This is a genomic window from Candidatus Mycobacterium wuenschmannii, assembly GCF_030252325.1.
In the GTDB taxonomy this organism is placed as follows: domain Bacteria; phylum Actinomycetota; class Actinomycetes; order Mycobacteriales; family Mycobacteriaceae; genus Mycobacterium; species Mycobacterium wuenschmannii.
Genome location: NZ_CP126981.1, coordinates 1682040 through 1699469, shown reverse-complemented (window position 1 = coordinate 1699469; position 17430 = coordinate 1682040). Strand labels below are relative to the sequence as shown.

Genomic DNA, 17430 nt, shown 5'->3' with positions numbered 1-17430 from the left:
GTGGGCAACGGTCACCCGACCATTGTGCCACGGATCTGACCTAGGGCCGCTACCAGGGGCGACTTCCGCTCACAGTGAGCGAAACTCCGAACGTGACAGCAGTGGAGGTTGGGCGCGAACTCCGGGATATTAGGAAGACGTGACGGCATCCATTTCGCCGGTCGAGCTCCCTGACCTGCAGTTGAACCCAGACGGTCCATTCGGCATCTACGTGCACGTGCCGTTCTGCTTCACCCGCTGCGGCTACTGCGACTTCAACACCTACACGCCGGCCGAACTGGGCGGCGTCAATCCCGACGCCTGGCTGCAGAACCTGGCCGCCGAACTCGAACTGGCCGCGGCCACCCTGGGCGGGCCCGCGGTGCAGACCGTCTTCATCGGCGGCGGGACGCCGTCGCTGCTGGGCCCGGACCGGCTGACCCAGGTGATGAAGTCGGTGCGGGACAACTTCGCGCTGGCCGCCGACGCGGAGGTCACCACCGAGGCCAATCCCGAGTCGGCGTGGCCGGACTTCTTCGCCGCGGCCCGCGCGGCCGGCTGCACCCGAGTGTCGCTGGGCATGCAGTCGGTGGCGCCGCATGTGCTGGGCGTGCTCGACCGGATCCACACCCCGAACCGTTCGGCGGCGGCGGCCCGCGAGGCGCTCGCCGAGGGATTCGACCACGTCAGCCTCGACCTGATCTACGGCACACCGGGGGAGTCCGACGACGACCTGCTGTGGTCGGTCGAGACGGCGATCGACACCGGCGTCGACCACGTGTCCGCCTACGCCCTGGTCGTCGAGGACGGCACCGCGCTCGCTCGCCGGGTGCGCAGCGGCGAATTGGCCGCTCCCGACGACGACGTGCTGGCGCGGCGCTACGAGCTGCTCGACGATCGGCTGTCGCAGGCCGGCCTGGATTGGTACGAGGTTTCCAACTGGAGCCGGCCGGGCGGACAGTGTCGGCACAATCTCGGCTACTGGAACGGCGGTCAGTGGTGGGGCGCGGGGCCGGGTGCGCACAGCTTCGTCGGGTCGACTCGGTGGTGGAATGTCAAGCATCCCAACACCTATGCGCAGCTCCTCGACCGAGCGGTGGTACCGGTGGCCGACTTCGAGCAGCTGGATGCCGACACCCGGCACACCGAGGACGTGCTGTTGCGCATCCGGCTGCGCCAGGGTCTGCCCGTCGAACTGCTCGATGATGCCGAACGCGGGCGCGCGGACGTCGCCGTGGACGACGGCCTGCTGATCCGTGAGGGCGACCGGTTGGTGCTCACCGACCGCGGCCGGTTACTGGCCGACGGCGTCGTGCGCAACCTGCTGGGTTGAGTCAGGCGGCGTGCCGCGCCAGCGCGATGCCAACGCTGACCTCGAGCTCACTGACCACGATGGCCGGTGCACGCGGCGGCGCCGCCGATCGATGGCGCGCACCGGTCGGAGTGATGTATTCGGCTGTGTGCCTGCCTGTTTCGTCGACCTCCGTACGCACTAGCCAACCGGCGGCCTCTTTTACGTAGTTGCAGCGCTCACAGTCGCCGAGCCCGTTGACTGCCGAGGTGGCACCCCCGCGAGCGTGCGGCGTGGCGTGGTCGCGATGCCGGATCGGGGCGTCGCAGTACGGGGTTCGACATCGTTCGTCCCGCAACCCGATGAAGGCCGCCAGCCCGGTTGGGAAGATGCGGGCCCGAGATTCCATCGCCACCAGCGCGCCGGATCGGGGGTGCGCGTACAGTCGCCGCAGCGTCGCACGGGACGCGGAGTCGCCGACGGCGGCCGAGACCAGCCCGCGCGCCACGTCGGCCGGGATCGGGCCGTAGCCAACGACATTCGCCGGTTCCGTGTCACCGCCCAGCAGCGTGCTGTCCGTGAGGACCAGGTTGACCGCAATCGGTGCCGGCGTCGCCGCGCTACGGCCGGTCACCCGTTCGACGAGCGTGTCGGCCATGACCTGGCCGCGGGATCGGCCGTCGAAGGTCGTGTCGGCCGTGCGACGCAAGGCCGCGTACACCGAGACACCTTGCGCGACAGGGAGCAGGGTAGTCACATACGCCATGGTGTCGGGCGCGGGCCGGATGGTCACCGTACGCTCGGTCTCGGCTCTGGCGGCTCGGTCGACGACCGCGTGCGGGTCGAGCCGATAGGCAATGGCTTTGGCGGCTGCCGCAATCCGTGCGTCGCCCATCCCCTCCAGCGCGCCCGGATCGGCGCACATTTCAGCATCGAGGGCCCGCCGGTCATCGACGTCCAGACAGGCGCTCTCCCGCACGATGAGAGTGGCTCGCCATTCGGACAGCAACCCGGCCTCGAGCACCGCCAGCGTGTGAGGCATCTCGTGCACCAGGGCCTTGGCGAAGCCGAGATGTCGACTGCCTCGAGCCGGCGAGTCTCGCCGGGCCAGCGCGACCTCGCTCGCGACGCCGCGGCCGCGCCTCGCCGATGGGATGCCCGCCGCAGCCTCAGCGCAGCGGCGAACGGCGTCGAGCTGTGCCGCCGCCCGCGCCTGCCCGGCGGCAGCGAACGCCTTGATCCGCTCGAGCTCGGCAATGCGCTCTACCAGCGCGGACTCGTCGGCAGCAGGGTCGATCCGCGACAAGGATTCGAACATACATTCGATTGTAGCGAGTCCTGCCGACAAAAATGCTTACTTGGCGTTGGCCCCAACCGGACGCCGCACAACGGGTTCCTTGATGCGGTGCGTGACCGAGGACCAGGCCGAAGGCGAGTAGTGCGTGGTGACCTCTTCGAAGCCGTCGACCCGGTGCACGCTGAGCACGCCGGTGTGTTCGTTGACGGTCAGCTTGTCGTTGTCGGACGCGCGGATCTCTTCGCCGTCATGCAGGCGGATAACGAACACAATGATGTCCTCTCATCGGGGGTGGCGATCATTGTGGGGCGGGGTCGTAAACGGCACGGAAACGACGCATGACAATGGCATCGGTGCTTGGAGTGACGGCATTCACTCCACGGAGTTGACCGCCAGTTAATAGGTTAGGCTACATTTACTAACCGTGACCCAAGTTGGCGTCGATCCCACTCCGGCTGGCGCCGCCTCGGTGTCGTTTCCGCTGCCGGCCGGCGTTGCTCCGGCGGACCTGGCGGCCGAATTGGTCGCCGCCATCGCCGAAGTCGACGGCGACGAATATCTGCTCTACGAACACGACGACCAGTGGGTGCTGGCCGTCGGTGCGCTGGCGATCATCGAGTTGGACCGCGACGAGTTGCGCATCATCCAGGACGGCGTGACGCAGCGGCAGACCTGGACTGGTCGCCCGGGCCCGGTCCTCGGTGAGGCCGTCGACCGCGTACTGCTGGAGACCGACGAGGCGTTCGGCTGGATCGCCTTCGAGTTCGGCGCCTACCGATTCGGATTGCAGGAGCGGTTGGCGCCGCAGGCCCCGCTGGCGCGGGTCTTCTGGCCGCGCACCCGGATCGTCGTCGGTGCCGACGCTGTGTCCCTGATCGGTGCCGAGGATCGTCACGTCGACGGCGTCAGCCGTTTACTCAGTGCGGGACTTCCGCAGGCTCCCAAGCCATCCGGAGTCGATGTGGCCGTCGACGCCTCGGGCTACCGGACCCGCGTCGCCACCGCGATCGACGAGATCAACGCCGGCGACTACCACAAGGTGATCCTGTCCCGTTGCGTCACAGTGCCTTTCGCGCTCGACTTCCCGGCGACCTATCGGGTGGGGCGTCGGCACAACACGCCGGCCCGCTCATTCCTGTTGCACCTCGGTGGGTTTCGCGCGTTGGGCTACAGCCCCGAATTGGTGGCCGCGGTGCACGACGACGGTGTGGTGGTGACCGAGCCGCTCGCCGGCACCCGAGCCCTGGGCCGTGGCGAGGTACTCGACCGCGAGGCCCGCGACGACCTCGAGTCCAACACCAAAGAGATTGTCGAGCACGCGATGTCGGTGCGCAGCTCGGTGCAGGAGATCGATGAGGTCGCGGTGCCGGGGACGTCCGCGGTGGTGGACTTCATGACCGTTCGTGAGCGCGGCAGCGTGCAGCACCTCGGCTCGACGGTCACCGGTCGGCTGCAGGCGTCCAAGGATCGAATGGACGCGCTCGAGACGCTGTTCCCCGCGATCACTGCCTCGGGCATCCCGAAGGCGGCCAGCGTCGACGCCATCCTGCGTCTCGACGAGAGTCCTCGCGAACTGTATTCCGGTGCGGTGGTGCGATTTACGGCCGACGGCGGACTCGATGCCGCGCTGACGCTGCGTACGGTGTACGAACGCGACGGCCGCACCTGGCTGCGGGCCGGCGCGGGCATCATCGCCGCGTCGGATCCCGATCGTGAATTCGAAGAGACCTGCGAGAAGCTGGCGACTCTTGCGCCGTACTTGGTGGCGCGCCGCGACAACCCCTAGCCGGTTTCGGCTTCGGGTGTCCGCTCCAGGTATTCGCCCAGGATCTGCGCGACCAACGACTCGATCGTCGTTTCGATGGACGACGCCAGGGTGGCCGTCACCGACGCCACCGCCTGGGTGCGGAAGCGGACCAGCATCGTGATCAGCTCGGCGATCTCGGTGTCGGCGGGCAGTGCCTCACCGGGCTTGATCCGGTCGCGGACGTGTTCGGCTCCGGCGCGGACCAGCATCTCGCTGATCTGGTCGACCAGCGGGGAGATGTGCTCGTGCAGATCGACGAGCGTGTCCATGCTCATGCCGTAACCGCGAACTTCGTTGAAAGCCTCGATCAACTTCGGTCGGGTGATGGTGGCCTGCTCGTCGTCGATGCGGATCACATGCAGGTCGACCAGGCGCTGGAAAGCCTTGTCGTCGTTGACCAGTCGCTTCGCCTCGGTCAGCGATACATTCTGCGATCGCTCACTCGTCCAGCTGCCCGCGATGGCCGTCTCGAGCCCGAGCACGTCGCCGAGGTCCTTGCCCTCCTCCCAGGCGCTGAGCATTTCCCGCACATGCGCGATGTTGTAGCCGCGGTCCAGCATCGATGTGATGAGTCGCAACCGGGTCAGGTGGGTGTCGTTGAACAGCGCGACGCGCCCGACCCGCAGCGGGGGTGGTAGCAGGCCGCGGTCACGGTAGACCCGGATGTTGCGCGTCGTGGTGCTGGCCAGCCGGGCCAGGTCCTCGATGCGGTACTCCCCGGAGCCCGGCGCGCCATGCGGGTACCGGACCGCCGCATCGAACAACTGCGACACGGCGTTCTCGATGACCTCCCTCGACTGGCGGCGCACCCGCTTGGGCGCACGCCGCAGGTTCGCCAAAACACCGGCGATGGTGCCGGTTTCGGCGCGGGGCGGTCGGTCGGGCGTCATCGGCTCAGGCGGACGAACTCACACGTACGGCGGCGTGCTCGACCGCGTCGTAGTCGGCGTACTGGAAATCGCGCATCTGTCGAAGATACTGCGTCGCGAATCCCGGGTACATCGACACGTTGCGCCCGTCCTTGGTCAGATACCAACTGCTGCATCCCGACATCCAGGTCGTCTTGGTGAGCCGCTGCTGGATACGCTCGTTATAACGCTGCTGCACATCTTGGCGGACATCGAGGTAGCGCAGGTCGCCGTCCAGAATCGTGGTGATGCCGCGCACCGCGTAGTCGAGTTGGCCTTCGATGTAGACCAGCAGCGAGTTGTGCCCGGGGCCGGAGTTCGGACCGGTCATGAAGAACAGATTCGGGTAGCCGTGCGCACTTGCGCTCTTGTAAGCCTGTGCGCCATCGATCCATTCGGTGCTCAGCGACCGACCGCCCAGGCCGGTCACTGGGAATGGCGGGCCGGTCAGATGCACGTCGTAGCCGGTGGCGAAGACGATGCAGTCCAGGTGGTGCTCGATGCCGTCGCTGGTGCGCAGGCCCACCGGGCTCATCGTCGCGATCGGCCAGTCGATCAGCTTGCAGTTGTCGCGCTGCAGGGCGGGGTAGTAGTCGCTGGAGACCAGCATCCGCTTGCAGCCGGGGGTGAAGTCCGGCGTCAGTTGGCGCCGCAGCCACGGGTCCTTGACCTGGCGGCGCAGGTGCATCTTGCCCAGCCGGGCGACCAGCGACGTCAGCGGAGTGTCCCACACCAGCGCCGTCGCGCTCGCCTCATGCCCCCAGAACAGCGCCTGACGCGCAAGCTGTTGCACCGCAGGGACTTTGGCGAACGCCGCCTGAACCGCGGGCGGTGTCGCGACGTCCAGGCGGGGGAGCACCCAGCCCGGCGTGCGCTGGTACACCTTCACGAATTCGGCCTGCTTGACCAGTTCGGGAATGATCTGGATCGCGCTGGCGCCGGTGCCGATCACGCCGACGCGCTTGCCGGTGAAGTCGTAGTCCTTGTCCCACCGGGCGCTATGGATCTTGTGGCCCTCGTAGGTGTCGATGCCCCGGATATCGGGGAAGCTGGAGTCGGGCAGCGGCCCGGACGCCAGGATCACCGTGCGCGCACGAAAACGCTTGCGGCCGGGCGTGCTTGCGGTCCAGACTCCGGCGGTCTCGTCGAACGACAGCCCGGTGACTTCTTGGCCGAACTGAATCTGGCGACGGATGTCGAAGCGGTTGGCCATCTCCTCGAGATGGTTGCGGATCTCGTCGGCCGGCGAATAGGTGCGCGACCAGGTCGGGTTCTTGACGAACGAGAACGAGTACAGCAGCGACGGGATGTCGCAGCTGGCACCGGGATAACTGGTGTCGCGCCACGTTCCGCCGACCCGATCGCTGCGCTCCACGATGACGACGTCCTTGACGCCGGCCTGGGCCAGCTTGATGGCGGCGCCGAGCCCGCTGAATCCGGCTCCGACGATGAGAGTGTCGTGGGTCTGTGTTCTCGCCATGGTCATGCCGCCGGCTCGTGGGTGACTTCGCGAACCCAGCTGGGCACCGAGGGCAGCAGCGGGCGCGGGTACCGGTCGGACAGCCAGACCATCGAATTGGCCAGCAAATGGTACGGGTGGCGGGGGTTGGTGACGACACCCGCGTAGCGCCGCAGGAACCGGTACGTCGGCACGCGGTTGGTGTGCGCGCCGCGGTCGCCGAGTTCCTTGAATCGCTTGACCGCCTTGTACAGCCGCTCGGGTTCCATACCCATCGCGCTGATCTCGTTGGCGATCCGGTTGATCAGCGGTGCGCCCATGACGGCACCGATGATCAGACCCGGCGTGGCGTTGCGGCCGACGAAGTCGATCAGCATCCGGCGGACCTTCGCGTGACCGATCAAATCGAGGACCTCGAAATCTACGACCAGGTGCCGTGATTCGTCGTTGTTGATCTTCTCGAACACCTGGTGACAGACCGGGTCGCTGACCTCGTCGAGCAGGAATTTGAGCAGTGCACCGTCCAGTGCGACCTCGAGCATCGGAATCACGGTGCCCAACAGCGACAGAGGCATGTCGTCGGCCCAGCGGTCCAGCCAGTCGATGGCCAGCCGGATGTTGACGTTGGGCTCGGGAACCTCGCCGTCCTCGAGCATGCCCCAGCGCTTCATCAGCGCCAGTTCGGCATTGGCGTGGCGCTGCTCTTCGGCGTGGAAGTAGCGGTAGATCTCACCGATGGTCGGCGTGGGCGCCTTCTTCGCCAGCGCCGCGAAGCCGCGGGCGCCGATGTTCTCGATCCAGCACAGGTCGGCCATGAACGCCTTGAGCTGCGGTCGCTGCTCGTCGGTGATCATCTCCGCACCCGGTGCGTCCCAGTCGATATCGGCCAGGGCCCACTGCCGGTCCTTGATCTTGGCCAGCATCTGATCCATGTCGATAGCCATCGGTGATCCTCCTCTTACTGGGTGTATCTCAGAGCGGGGCGATGCGGCCGACGAGGCCCATCCCGCGGGTGAACGTGCCGGGAACCAGACGTTTGACGTTCCAGCCGATCTTGGCTTCGATCTGCGGCATGCAGTACAGGTCGCCGCGGTCGTTGGTGTCCAGGCAGGTCTTCGCGACCTTCTCCGGCGACAGGCCGGTCCAGCGCATGATCTTGTTCGCGAGTTGAGTCGTGCTGTCCGGGATGCGGCCGGCCTCGACGATGTTGGTCTTGACGAAGGTCGGGCACAGCACGGTGACTTTGACTCCGGTTCCGGACATTTCGGCCGCCAGCGTCTCCGACAGCATCAGCACGCCGGCCTTGCTGACGTTGTAGGCGCCCATGCCGGGAGCCGCGCCGAAGGCGGCCGCGGAGGCGACGTTGATTATTCCGCGCGGCACATCGGACTCACCGTTACGCAGGATGGGTGCGAACACATGCGAGCCGTGAATTGGCCCCCACAGATTGATGCCCAGCACCCAGTGCCAATCATCAAGGGGGAGTTCGCCGATCGGGGCCCCGCCGGATCCGACGCCCGCGTTGTTGATCACGAGCGTCGGTGCGGCACCGAACCACGACTGCGATTGCGTGGCGAGATCCTGGACCGCGTCGAATTGCGTGACGTCGCAGGCGATGGCGACGGCCTCGCCGCCACGGTCGGTGATGGCCGTGACAGTGCGCTTAGCCGCGACCTCGTCGATATCGCTGCACACCACCCGGCCGCCGCGCTTTGCAAGTTCGATCGCGAACGCGGCGCCGATCCCACTGCCGGCGCCGGTGACCACCGCACGCGCGTGGTGGCTCACCTTGGGTGATCTACCGAACGGCCCGATCATGCTCAGCCCGCCTTTCCTGTGACGCTCTCAATGGTGTTGTCGTGCAACGTGTCGGCGATGAATCGCGCGACGTGCTTCATCGCCTTCGCAGCCTCGGGGGTCAACCGCGGCAGTGCCTGGAACACGTGTACTTGGTCCGGCCATACCTGCAACGTGCAGCGGCCCCCCGCGGCACGAATGTCGGTGGCCAGGTGACGCGAGTCGGCGAGCAGGAATTCGCCGCCGCCGGCCTGGATGAGCGTGGGTGGCAGCGGCGCTCCACCGGCGATGTCGAGCCTGAGCCGCGGATGGGTGGGGTCGACGCCCCTGCTGTAGAGCCGAACCAGACGGGCGGCGTCGGCGGCACGGATGGCCGGGTCGCGGCGCAGTTCCTCACGCGCACGGGCAAGTTCGAGAGTCAGGTCGATCAGCGGGGAGAACAGCACCAGCGCCGCCGGGCCACGCGCGGCCACGTCGGGCTGCAACAGTAGATCCACCGACAGATGTCCGCCCGCCGAATCCCCGGCGATCACAACGCTTTCCGCGGGCACCTGCGCGGTCAGCCAGTCCCAGCCCGCCCGGACGTCGTCGGCGGCGGTGGGGAAGCGGTAGCGCGGTGCAAGCCGGTAGTCGATGGTGAAGACGGGAAGTCCGGTCAGACGAGAGAGCCAGGCCGTAAGGCGGCGATGGGTGCGCGGCGAGCACAACGCGAAGCCGCTGCCGTGCACGAAGTAGATGGCGCCCCGGCGCGTCGAGACGCCGGGGGCGCGCACCCACTCACCGACCACGCGACGCCCATCGTGATGCACGTCGATGTGCTCGATGTGGGTCCCGGCCAGTGAAGGTCCGAAGGCATCCATGATGCCGGCGATGATCCGTCGCGACGCCCACAAACCCCAGGCTCGCTCGGGCGGCAGCACCGCGCTGACCTGTCGCAATGTCGCCATGCTCACCAGCGCGGCCGAACGCGATCGCAGCGATCCGCGAGTCGGCATTGACTCCGTCATGCGGAAGAGTCAACACAAAATGGTGACATTCGTCAATGGCAACGTTGCCGCGGCGTGTCGCAGGAGGTAAATCCGGCGCGGCCGACGGTGTTTACATATGACGGCGCGTATGTAACATTCCTGGGTATGGCCGCGCCGGGTGGGACGCCGCGGGTCGGCGTGATCGGCGCCGGTCCCGGTGGCATCGCGATGGGCATTCAGCTGGCCGAAGGCGGCTACGACTTCACCATCTTCGAACGGGGCGACGGCTTCGGTGGAACGTGGCGCAACAACACCTACCCGGGCGCGGCGTGCGATGTGCCGTCGCACTTCTACTCGTTCTCGTTCGCGCTGAATCCGTACTGGAGCAAGACCTACGCGAACCAGCCCGAGATCCTCGCCTACCTGGAGCAGGTCGCAGACCAGAACGGCCTCGGCAAGCACCTGCGGGCCAACACCATCGTCAGCGCGGTGCACTGGTCGGACGCCGACTCGGCGTGGACGATCGAGACGGACGAGGGAGAGCGGCACGTCGTCGACGTCGTCGTCAGCGCCGTCGGCATGCTCGACGTGCCGAACATCCCCGCCATTCCAGGTCGGGAACGATTCTCCGGCAGGGTTTTTCACTCGTCGCAATGGGACCACTCGACGTCGACCGCGGGGGAGCGCGTCGCGTCGATCGGGACGGGTGCCAGCGCCGTGCAGTACGTCCCCGCGATCGCCGCGGACACTGCGCACCTGACCGTCTTCCAGCGCACGCCGATCTGGGTTGCGCCGCGGTTCGACGATCCGTTCACCCCGGAACAGCAGGCGCTGTTCGCCAGCGATCCGGCCGAAGCGCTCAAGGTCCGAGACGCGGCCTTCCAGCAGTACGAGGTGGCCGACTTCGACGTCGAGTCCGACATGACCAAGATGCTGACCGACATGTCCCACGGCTACCTGATGAAGAAGGTCCAGGATCCCGAGCTGCGGTCGAAGTTGTTGCCCGACTACCCCGTTGGCTGCAAGCGGCCGCTGCAGTCCAAGACCTGGTTTCCGGTGTTCGCGCTGCCGAATGTCACGCTGGAGACCTCGCCGATCGTTGAGTTCACCGCACACGGGCTGCGCACGGCCGACGGCGTCGAGCATCCGGTCGACACCGTGATCTTCGGAACCGGCTTCAAGGCTGCGGATTACCTGAGCAGCCTGGAGGTGTACGGCCGCGGCGGCCGGCGGCTGCACGACGAGTGGTCCGACGGTGCCGAGGCCTACCTGGGCACCGCAATACCGGGCTACCCCAACCTGTTCACGCTGTACGGACCGAACACCAACGGGATCACCTCGATGATCTACATCCTGGAAGCGCAAGCCGAATTCGTGCGCCGGCTGCTCGACACCATGAGCCGGGAGGAGATCGCCGCGGTGGACGTCAAACGCGGTCCGCATGACGAGTTCAACGCCGAGATCCAGGTGGCGCTCGACACCACCGTGTGGGCGGCCAACTGCAGCAACTACTTTCGCCATCCCAGCGGCAAGATGGTGACTCAATATCCGTACAGCGGCGCGGCCTTCGCGCAGCGGCTCGCGGCCGTGGATCTCGACGTGTTCGATACCTACGCAAAGGCTGGTGAAGCATGAACGGAATTCATCACACTGCTGTCGTGACCACCGATGTCGAACGCGCGCTGCGGTTCTGGCGGGACGGGTTGGGTCTGAGCATCATCTTCGACCACGAATTTCGCGGTGACTGGCCAACCCTGTTCGACGCCAAGACCGACACGCTCCGGTCGATCTTTCTCGGCGATCCAGACGTGCTCGAGACCGGAATCATCGAGCTCGTCGTGTTCGACGATCCAAAACCCGCGGCCGAGACGGGCGTCGGCCCCGCCACCGGATTCTTTCTCGTGTCACTGAGCCGCGACGTCGCGCCGACATTGGAACGTTTGGCCGAGTTGGGATTCACCGAGGGGGTCCGGCAGATCGACGTGCCCGCACCGCGGGGAAAGCGTGTGGATATGGCCGTAATCACCGCCCCGGACGGCGTTCGCGTCGAACTGATCGGACCGGCCCGATGAGCGCCATAGTGACGGGCGGTGCGTCGGGCATCGGTGCCGCGACCGCGGACCTTCTCCGCGCGGCCGGTCACGAAGTCGTCACCTGGGATCTGCGTGGGGGCGACATCGACTGCGACATCAGCGATCCCGTGGCTGTGGGCGCGGCGCTGGAGCAGACGCTGGCGCGGGCGGGGGTACCCGACCGGTTGGTAGCTTGCGCGGCCATGGGCGCCTCCGGCATGTTGCTCGCGCAGGCTCCGGCCGACTGGAAGCGGGTCATCGACGTCAATCTCACCGGCACCTGGCTGACCATGCGCGCGGTCGCGCAGGCGATGATCGACAACGGCAGCGGCGGATCGATCGTGGCGGTGTCCAGCATCAGCGGGACGGTCGCCGACCGCGACATGGGCGCGTACTGCGTCTCCAAAGCCGGGGTCGACATGCTCATCCGCGTGGCCGCGAGTGAATGGGGGCCGCACGCGATCCGGGTCAACGCGGTCGGGCCCGGCGTCACCCGAACGCCGATGCTGGCCGGCGCCGAGCAGCTGCCCGGTTGGCTGGACGCCCTGAGCGAGCGGACGGCGCTCGGGCGCGTCGGGGAAGCGGGCGACGTTGCCGAAACGGTCGTCGGGGTGCTCGAAATGAGCTGGGTGACAGGGCAAACCGTGTTGGCCGATGGCGGCCTTGCCCTGCAGAGCCCGATCGACACCTACGGCCAGGTGCAACGGCTACGCGCCAAACGCCGCTAGTCGACCAGCGACTGCGTGCCGAGAATGATTGCCAGCGCTAATTTTTCGGCGTCCTCGGTGTCGGGTTCGGCCGTATAGATCATGATGCGCAGATCGTTGGCGGCGACGACGAGGGTGTCGCAGTCCAGCGTGATATGCCCGACGTCGGGATGGTCGATGACCTTGTGTCGACCGACGTCCTGGTGCGGCACGGGAGCGCCGGACTCCCAGAGCTCTTCGAATCGTGGGCTCTGGCCAGCGATCTCGCGGATCAGCTGTCTGAGCCGCGGGTCGTTCGGGTAGCGGGCCGCGGTCAGGCGAAGGTCGGCGACCAGGCCGGCCTCGAACTCGCGCTTCTGCTGCGGGGTGTTCATTGCGCGGCTGCCCGGCCCGACGAGATGCCGCCACACGCTGTTGCGTTCGATGCCCTGCCAACTCGTGGTTGGACCCATCAGCGCGTCGTAGGGCGCATTGGCGACGATCAGCGTCCAGGTGGCGTCGTAGACGGCGACGGGGACTCCGGCGAGCCGATCGAGCATTCGCTGCACGCTGGGCGTGATGCGCGAGGAAACCGCGTCGAGCCCGGGCGTCGCATGGCCGGCTAGTCGGAACAGCAGGTCGCGCTCGGCGTCGGACACCCGCAACGCGCGGGCCAGCGCCTCGACGACCTGGACCGACGGTGAGGTGGCCCGGCCCTGCTCGAGGCGGGTCAGGTAGTCGACCGAAATTCCGGCCAACCCGGCCAGTTCCTCGCGGCGCAGGCCGGTCGCGCGCCGCCGCGTGCCGACCGGGATGCCGACCGCGGACGGCGTCACGCGATCACGCCACCCGCGCACCGCCCGCCCGAATTCCCACGGATCCATGCCTCCACTGTGCGTCAACGGCCCGGGTTTGTCCTGGCCCTGGCAGTCCTACGACACCCGGACGACTGCCTGAGCTGTGCGAACCGGTCCACCCTGGGCGCATGAACGGAACCGTACTGATCACCGGGCCGACCGGCGGCCTGGGCAAGGCCGCGACACTGGCTATCGCCAATCGAGCTGCGGAGCAGCGCCCCGATCTGGTGCTGGTCGGCCGACCCGGACGGAGTCTCGTCGAGGTCGCCGACGAAGCGCGCGCGGTCGGTGCGACGGTGTGCGAGGTCGGCTGCGACCTGGCCTGCCTCGCCGATGTCCGCGCCGCAGGACGGCGGATTGCGGACACGATCATCGAGAGGGAGCTACGCCCTTTGCGGGCGATCGTCGCCAACGCCGGCGTCTCGGTGGTCGACACGCACTGCGCCTCGGCCGACGGCTACGAACTGACTTTTGCGGTCAACTATCTCGCGCATGCTCAGCTCATCGGCGATCTGCTCAATTCGCTGTTCACACCGGCCCGCATCGTCCTGCTGGGGTCGAACACCTACCACCAGAACGTCTTTCGTCGCATGCTGCGCGTCGCACCGGCGGCCTGGCGGGATCCGTTCGAGCTGGCCCGGCCGACTCCGGCCGGCGACGCCGCGACGTTGGAGAGCGCCGGCACCGCCTACTCAAACTCCAAGCTGGCGATCCTCTACTACGCGCACGAACTGCAGCGTCGCGCGCCATCGGGCGTCAACGTGGTGGTGTTCGAGCCGGGCTTCATGCCGGGCACCGGCCTGAGCAGGGGACATGGCGCTGCCGTGCAAGGGATCGGTCGGGTGATCGAACGTATTCCCGGCGTTTCGTCGCCGGCGAAGTCCGGGCCGATGCTGGCATCGGTCGTTCTTGACGACCGGTGGGCGCACTTAAGACGCGGTGCTTTCGTCGTCAAGAATCAAGAGAGAGAAGTAAAGAAGTTCGCCAGCGACCCGGCTCGCGAGTCGCGGCTGTGGAGCGCTACTGCCGAATTACTCGACGTGGAACGCTAAGAGGCCGTCGCCGGGACTCACGCTGGACGGAGACGCCAGCGCGGCACCCGCGCCGAAAATCGTCGCGCCGGTGGCGAGCACCGAGAACGCGATCGACATGACTGACCGCTTCGCCTCGGTACGGCCGGTTGCCGCGGGCGACATGCTGTCAACACTCACTGCCATCTCTCCACCTCATCGCATTGCGATAAATAACGCTGAGATTGAGATTAAGTGCGAAAGGTAAAGAATCTCTGTCGCAACTCCATGAATTCGCCGGCGAATCTTAAGACTGTAATTGCCTGGCTATCGCCTTCTTGTCGACCTTGCCGACCGGTGTGGTCGGCAGGGTGGTCATGACGCTCAGCACGTCAGGTCGCGCGTGCCGGGCTACCCCGCGCTCGTCGAGGTAGGCGTTCAGCTCCGTCAACGTCACCGGGCTACCGGAGAAGATGACGGCCGCGCAGATCTTCTCGCCCAGGTACGGGTCGGGCAGCGGCACCGCTGCCGCCGACGAGATCGCCGGATGGCTGCGCAGATGTTCCTCCAGGTCGGCCGCGGGAATGGTCTCGCCGCCGCGGTGGATCACGTCCTTCACCCGGCCGGTGACCTCTAAGTTTCCGCCTGGATGCTCCCGAACCAGGTCGCCGCTGCGGTAGAAGCCGCGGGGATCGAAGGAGGTTGCGTTGGCCTCGTCGGCGCGGAAGTAGCCGTTGAAGGTGTACGGGCCACGGACCAGCAGTTGACCCTCGGTGCCGACCGGTACGGGTTGGCCCGCGTCGTCGACGATGCGCAATTCGTCGTCGGCGCACAGTGGCCGGCCCTGGGTATGGTCGACGACCTCGGGCGGGTCGCCGGGCCGCGTGTAGTTGAGTAGTCCCTCCGCCATACCGAATACCTGCTGCAGGCCCGGTGTCAGCGTCTCGCGGACCCGTTGTGCGTCATCGGATTCCAGCTTGGCGCCGCCAACTTGCAACAGCCGCAACGAGGTTGGCGCCTCCGGTTCCCACTCGGTGGCCTGCGCCCACAAGTTGGCCAACGCCGGAACAAGTGCCGTGACGGTGACACCGTGCCGCGCGATCGCGGCGAACGCGGACTCGGGGCTGGGATTGGCCAGGAACACGGTGGTAGCCCCGACCGTCATTGCGCCGAGCAGCCCCGGGCAGGCCAGCGGAAAGTTGTGCGCCGCAGGCAAAGCCGTCAGATAGACATCGTCGGCGGTAAGCCCGCAGAGCTCGGCGCTCGCGGTCGCGTTGTACACGTAGTCGTTATGAGTCCGGGGGATGAGCTTCGGTGTGCCGGTCGTACCGCCCGAGACCAGCAGCAACGCGGGGGTTTCCGGATCCGGTTGATTCTCAGGCGGTGTCGCGCCACTCGCGCAGATCTGCGACCAGCCCGCGAACTCGTCGGGTTCGCCGTCGACGATGACGTGGCGGAGCCCGGGATTGTCGCGCGCCAATTCGCGGGCCATCGGGCGGTAGTCGAATCCGCTTGCGGTGTCGGGAATCAGCAGTGCCGTCGCCTCGCTCACCGCGGCGAAGTGCCCCAACTCGACGGCGCGGTGGCCGGTCAAACACATCACCGGAATGACTCCGGCCCGCAGGAGCGCGAACAAGGCCACCGCGAACTCGCTGCTGTTCGGCAGTTGCAGCAGCGCGCGGTCACCGGCGCGGATACCCAATTCGGTCAACCCGGCCGCCGCGCGGTCGGCGCGCTCGTTGAGTTCCGCGAACGTCAATCGTCGTGCGCCGTCGGCATCGATCACCGCGGTGCGGTTCGGCCAGCGGTGTGCCGCATCGGTGAGGATGGAGTCGAGCGGACGACCCGCCCAGTAGCCGGCGGCCCGGTAGCTCTCCGCACGGTCCTGCGGAAACGGCACAAAGCCTTCCATGACGGACGACGGCATCTGTTGCCTCCATGGTCTCGACACGCAAAGGGCGGGATGGACGACGATACGTCCATCCCGCCCCGAGCGGTCAGCTACTTAGAACCCGAGCAGCCCCGAGAACAGGTCTGGGAGTGAGGTTCCCACGGCCTCGGAAGCGCCCGTCGCCGCCGACTCCGTCGCGAGCGAACCCAACGCGTCGATGAACTGCGTGGTCCACGTCGTGTACAGCTCGTCGAGGAAGCTGCCGGCGCCGATCAGCCCCGGGAACAGATCTCCCTCGGCGCCCGCCGGCGGCACCCAGCCGTTGATGATGGCGTTGAGCACGTCCGACCCGATGTTGTTCAGGTCGGTCATGGCCGTCGCGCTGTCGCCGGCCGTCATCGCCGCGCTGATCGCGTCCAAGTCGCCGGACAGCGCGAAGAAGCCACTGATCTCGGGAGACAGGACCGTCTCAGCCACCGCCTTCAGCTCGTTGTAGGAGCCGAACGTCTCGAGCAGGCTGGTTTGGATCTGCGACAACTCGACCGGGATGGACAGCGTGGTCACACCCTTGCTGGTCTCGTCGAGCAGAGGGGCCAGCAGCGGCTTCATGGTGTGGTCCAGCACTTCGAGCGTGTAGTTGTTGAAGTCGCTGTAGAACAGCTGGGCCTGTCCGTTCTGCAGATCGTTCGAGAGCACGGAGAGCAGGCTGCCGGTCATGGTGGCGCCATCCGGGCCGATGACCGGTTGGCCGCCGAACAGGCCGAAGACGTAGCCGTCGTCGCCGCCGTACCAGCCGCCGAACAGCGCGTTGTTGATGCCGGTGTCAAAGCCGGTGATGGCGTTGCTGATCTGGGTGCCAAAGTGCTCCGACACATTCCCGAGCGCTTCGGAGAGCGCAGCGCTCGAGGCCGCACCGTTCTCCTGAAGGGACGCCAGGCTGTCCTCGGTGTTGCTGAGGAACGTCGTCCAGTCGACCTCGCCGGAAACCAGCTGCACGTCGCGGTGCTGAATCAGCGGGCCGGCCACGGTGGGGGCGTTCAGCGCGAACAGTCCGGCACCGACGACGGCAGCGCCGGCGATCGCGAGCCGGCTCGCACGAGCCAACTTCGAGTCGGACGGAAGAGCAAGAGGCACGGCGTCTCCTTCTATGACTGAGAAAATGTGAGGCCTCGATCAGGCGAAACGGCACGCTACCTAAGATTTACCTGAGGCACAATAGGTAAACCTAACCTCATTTTGAAACGCCTGTTCAGCTCACATGAACATCTAATAGGCACTGCTCTCAGCGCCGAGCTTGCGGTTCACACATGAGAAGCATGTGAGTCATTTGATCGGACGATGGGAGTCGCCCCTGAACGATCCTTACAGCGACCTGAGGGCGCTAGCGTCGTGGGTACCCGACTACTAA

General features: G+C 66.8%; 17 protein-coding genes. 6 read left to right on the top strand and 11 right to left on the bottom strand.

Annotated elements, in window-relative coordinates:
- Window positions 1-139: 139 nt before the first annotated feature.
- Window positions 140-1312, top strand: coding sequence for a radical SAM family heme chaperone HemW (gene hemW, locus PT015_RS08205; RefSeq protein WP_285190138.1), 1173 nt, complete (start codon window positions 140-142; stop codon window positions 1310-1312).
- Window position 1313: 1 nt separating this feature from the next.
- Here the strand turns inward: hemW and PT015_RS08200 are convergent, their stop codons facing one another.
- Together PT015_RS08200 and PT015_RS08195 are read right to left on the bottom strand one after the other, a co-directional pair.
- The gene (locus PT015_RS08200; protein WP_285190137.1) at window positions 1314-2588 is read right to left on the bottom strand and encodes an HNH endonuclease; all 1275 of its coding nucleotides are present in this window, start codon (window positions 2586-2588) and stop codon (window positions 1314-1316) included.
- Window positions 2589-2624: 36 nt separating this feature from the next.
- A complete protein-coding gene (locus tag PT015_RS08195; RefSeq protein ID WP_285190136.1) occupies window positions 2625-2837 on the bottom strand; it encodes a hypothetical protein in 213 nt (70 codons plus the stop codon).
- A gap of 154 nt (window positions 2838-2991) precedes the next feature.
- Between PT015_RS08195 and PT015_RS08190 the strand changes: the two genes are divergently transcribed.
- Complete coding sequence (locus PT015_RS08190; RefSeq protein ID WP_285190135.1) at window positions 2992-4353, top strand: salicylate synthase; 1362 nt, start codon at window positions 2992-2994, stop codon at window positions 4351-4353.
- On the opposite strand, the gene PT015_RS08185 is transcribed toward PT015_RS08190, so the two are convergent.
- The 5 genes from PT015_RS08185 to PT015_RS08165 are packed head-to-tail and all read right to left on the bottom strand — an operon-like array spanning window position 4350 to window position 9545.
- Window positions 4350-5264 (bottom strand): MerR family transcriptional regulator, encoded by a 915-nt coding sequence (locus PT015_RS08185; RefSeq protein WP_285190134.1) that lies wholly within the window; start codon window positions 5262-5264, stop codon window positions 4350-4352. The genes PT015_RS08190 and PT015_RS08185 overlap by 4 nt on opposite strands.
- Before the next feature lie 4 nt (window positions 5265-5268).
- Window positions 5269-6768, bottom strand: a complete 1500-nt coding sequence (locus tag PT015_RS08180; protein ID WP_285190133.1) for a flavin-containing monooxygenase — start codon at window positions 6766-6768, stop codon at window positions 5269-5271.
- Complete coding sequence (locus PT015_RS08175) at window positions 6765-7685, bottom strand: ferritin-like domain-containing protein (RefSeq protein ID WP_285190132.1); 921 nt, start codon at window positions 7683-7685, stop codon at window positions 6765-6767. The genes PT015_RS08180 and PT015_RS08175 overlap by 4 nt, the downstream gene beginning before the upstream one ends.
- Before the next feature lie 28 nt (window positions 7686-7713).
- The gene (locus PT015_RS08170; protein WP_285190131.1) at window positions 7714-8559 is read right to left on the bottom strand and encodes an SDR family NAD(P)-dependent oxidoreductase; all 846 of its coding nucleotides are present in this window, start codon (window positions 8557-8559) and stop codon (window positions 7714-7716) included.
- A gap of 2 nt (window positions 8560-8561) precedes the next feature.
- A complete protein-coding gene (locus PT015_RS08165) occupies window positions 8562-9545 on the bottom strand; it encodes an alpha/beta hydrolase (RefSeq protein WP_285190130.1) in 984 nt (327 codons plus the stop codon).
- Window positions 9546-9671: 126 nt separating this feature from the next.
- Between PT015_RS08165 and PT015_RS08160 the strand changes: the two genes are divergently transcribed.
- Genes PT015_RS08160 through PT015_RS08150 form a run of 3 tightly spaced genes read left to right on the top strand, consistent with a single transcriptional unit; the run spans window position 9672 to window position 12306 of the window.
- Window positions 9672-11141: a flavin-containing monooxygenase gene (locus PT015_RS08160; RefSeq protein WP_285190129.1), complete on the top strand. Its 1470-nt coding sequence runs from the start codon at window positions 9672-9674 to the stop codon at window positions 11139-11141.
- A gap of 23 nt (window positions 11142-11164) precedes the next feature.
- On the top strand, window positions 11165-11578 hold the full coding sequence (locus tag PT015_RS08155) for a VOC family protein (RefSeq protein ID WP_285190127.1): 414 nt from the start codon (window positions 11165-11167) through the stop codon (window positions 11576-11578).
- On the top strand, window positions 11575-12306 hold the full coding sequence (locus PT015_RS08150) for an SDR family NAD(P)-dependent oxidoreductase (RefSeq protein WP_285190126.1): 732 nt from the start codon (window positions 11575-11577) through the stop codon (window positions 12304-12306). The genes PT015_RS08155 and PT015_RS08150 overlap by 4 nt, the downstream gene beginning before the upstream one ends.
- Here the strand turns inward: PT015_RS08150 and PT015_RS08145 are convergent.
- Window positions 12303-13148, bottom strand: a complete 846-nt coding sequence (locus PT015_RS08145) for a helix-turn-helix transcriptional regulator (RefSeq protein ID WP_285190125.1) — start codon at window positions 13146-13148, stop codon at window positions 12303-12305. The two genes, PT015_RS08150 and PT015_RS08145, sit on opposite strands and share 4 nt — an antisense overlap.
- 101 nt (window positions 13149-13249) lie before the next feature.
- Here PT015_RS08145 and PT015_RS08140 point away from each other — a divergent pair, with 101 nt between their 5' ends.
- Window positions 13250-14173: an SDR family NAD(P)-dependent oxidoreductase gene (locus PT015_RS08140; protein ID WP_285190124.1), complete on the top strand. Its 924-nt coding sequence runs from the start codon at window positions 13250-13252 to the stop codon at window positions 14171-14173.
- Here the strand turns inward: PT015_RS08140 and PT015_RS08135 are convergent.
- The 3 genes from PT015_RS08135 to PT015_RS08125 all read right to left on the bottom strand — a co-directional run bounded on the left by PT015_RS08135 (window position 14153) and on the right by PT015_RS08125 (window position 17156).
- Entirely contained in the window at window positions 14153-14338 is a 186-nt protein-coding gene (locus PT015_RS08135; RefSeq protein ID WP_285190123.1) for a hypothetical protein, read from the bottom strand. The genes PT015_RS08140 and PT015_RS08135 overlap by 21 nt on opposite strands.
- A 100-nt stretch (window positions 14339-14438) precedes the next feature.
- The gene (locus tag PT015_RS08130; protein ID WP_285190122.1) at window positions 14439-16058 is read right to left on the bottom strand and encodes a (2,3-dihydroxybenzoyl)adenylate synthase; all 1620 of its coding nucleotides are present in this window, start codon (window positions 16056-16058) and stop codon (window positions 14439-14441) included.
- 78 nt (window positions 16059-16136) lie between these two features.
- Window positions 16137-17156, bottom strand: a complete 1020-nt coding sequence (locus tag PT015_RS08125) for a hypothetical protein (RefSeq protein WP_285190121.1) — start codon at window positions 17154-17156, stop codon at window positions 16137-16139.
- Window positions 17157-17430 lie beyond the last annotated feature (274 nt).

Excerpts from the sequence above, each read along its gene's own strand:
- PT015_RS08200 (WP_285190137.1), bottom strand. The coding sequence starts at position 2,588 with ATGTTCGAATCCTTGTCGCGGATCGACCCTGCTGCCGACGAGTCCGCG.
- PT015_RS08185 (WP_285190134.1), bottom strand. The coding sequence starts at position 5,264 with ATGACGCCCGACCGACCGCCCCGCGCCGAAACCGGCACCATCGCCGGT.
- PT015_RS08180 (WP_285190133.1), bottom strand. The coding sequence starts at position 6,768 with ATGACCATGGCGAGAACACAGACCCACGACACTCTCATCGTCGGAGCC.
- PT015_RS08175 (WP_285190132.1), bottom strand. The coding sequence starts at position 7,685 with ATGGCTATCGACATGGATCAGATGCTGGCCAAGATCAAGGACCGGCAG.
- PT015_RS08170 (WP_285190131.1), bottom strand. The coding sequence starts at position 8,559 with ATGATCGGGCCGTTCGGTAGATCACCCAAGGTGAGCCACCACGCGCGT.
- PT015_RS08165 (WP_285190130.1), bottom strand. The coding sequence starts at position 9,545 with ATGACGGAGTCAATGCCGACTCGCGGATCGCTGCGATCGCGTTCGGCC.
- PT015_RS08160 (WP_285190129.1), top strand. The coding sequence starts at position 9,672 with ATGGCCGCGCCGGGTGGGACGCCGCGGGTCGGCGTGATCGGCGCCGGT.
- PT015_RS08150 (WP_285190126.1), top strand. The coding sequence starts at position 11,575 with ATGAGCGCCATAGTGACGGGCGGTGCGTCGGGCATCGGTGCCGCGACC.
- PT015_RS08145 (WP_285190125.1), bottom strand. The coding sequence starts at position 13,148 with ATGGATCCGTGGGAATTCGGGCGGGCGGTGCGCGGGTGGCGTGATCGC.
- PT015_RS08140 (WP_285190124.1), top strand. The coding sequence starts at position 13,250 with ATGAACGGAACCGTACTGATCACCGGGCCGACCGGCGGCCTGGGCAAG.
- PT015_RS08135 (WP_285190123.1), bottom strand. The coding sequence starts at position 14,338 with ATGGCAGTGAGTGTTGACAGCATGTCGCCCGCGGCAACCGGCCGTACC.
- PT015_RS08130 (WP_285190122.1), bottom strand. The coding sequence starts at position 16,058 with ATGCCGTCGTCCGTCATGGAAGGCTTTGTGCCGTTTCCGCAGGACCGT.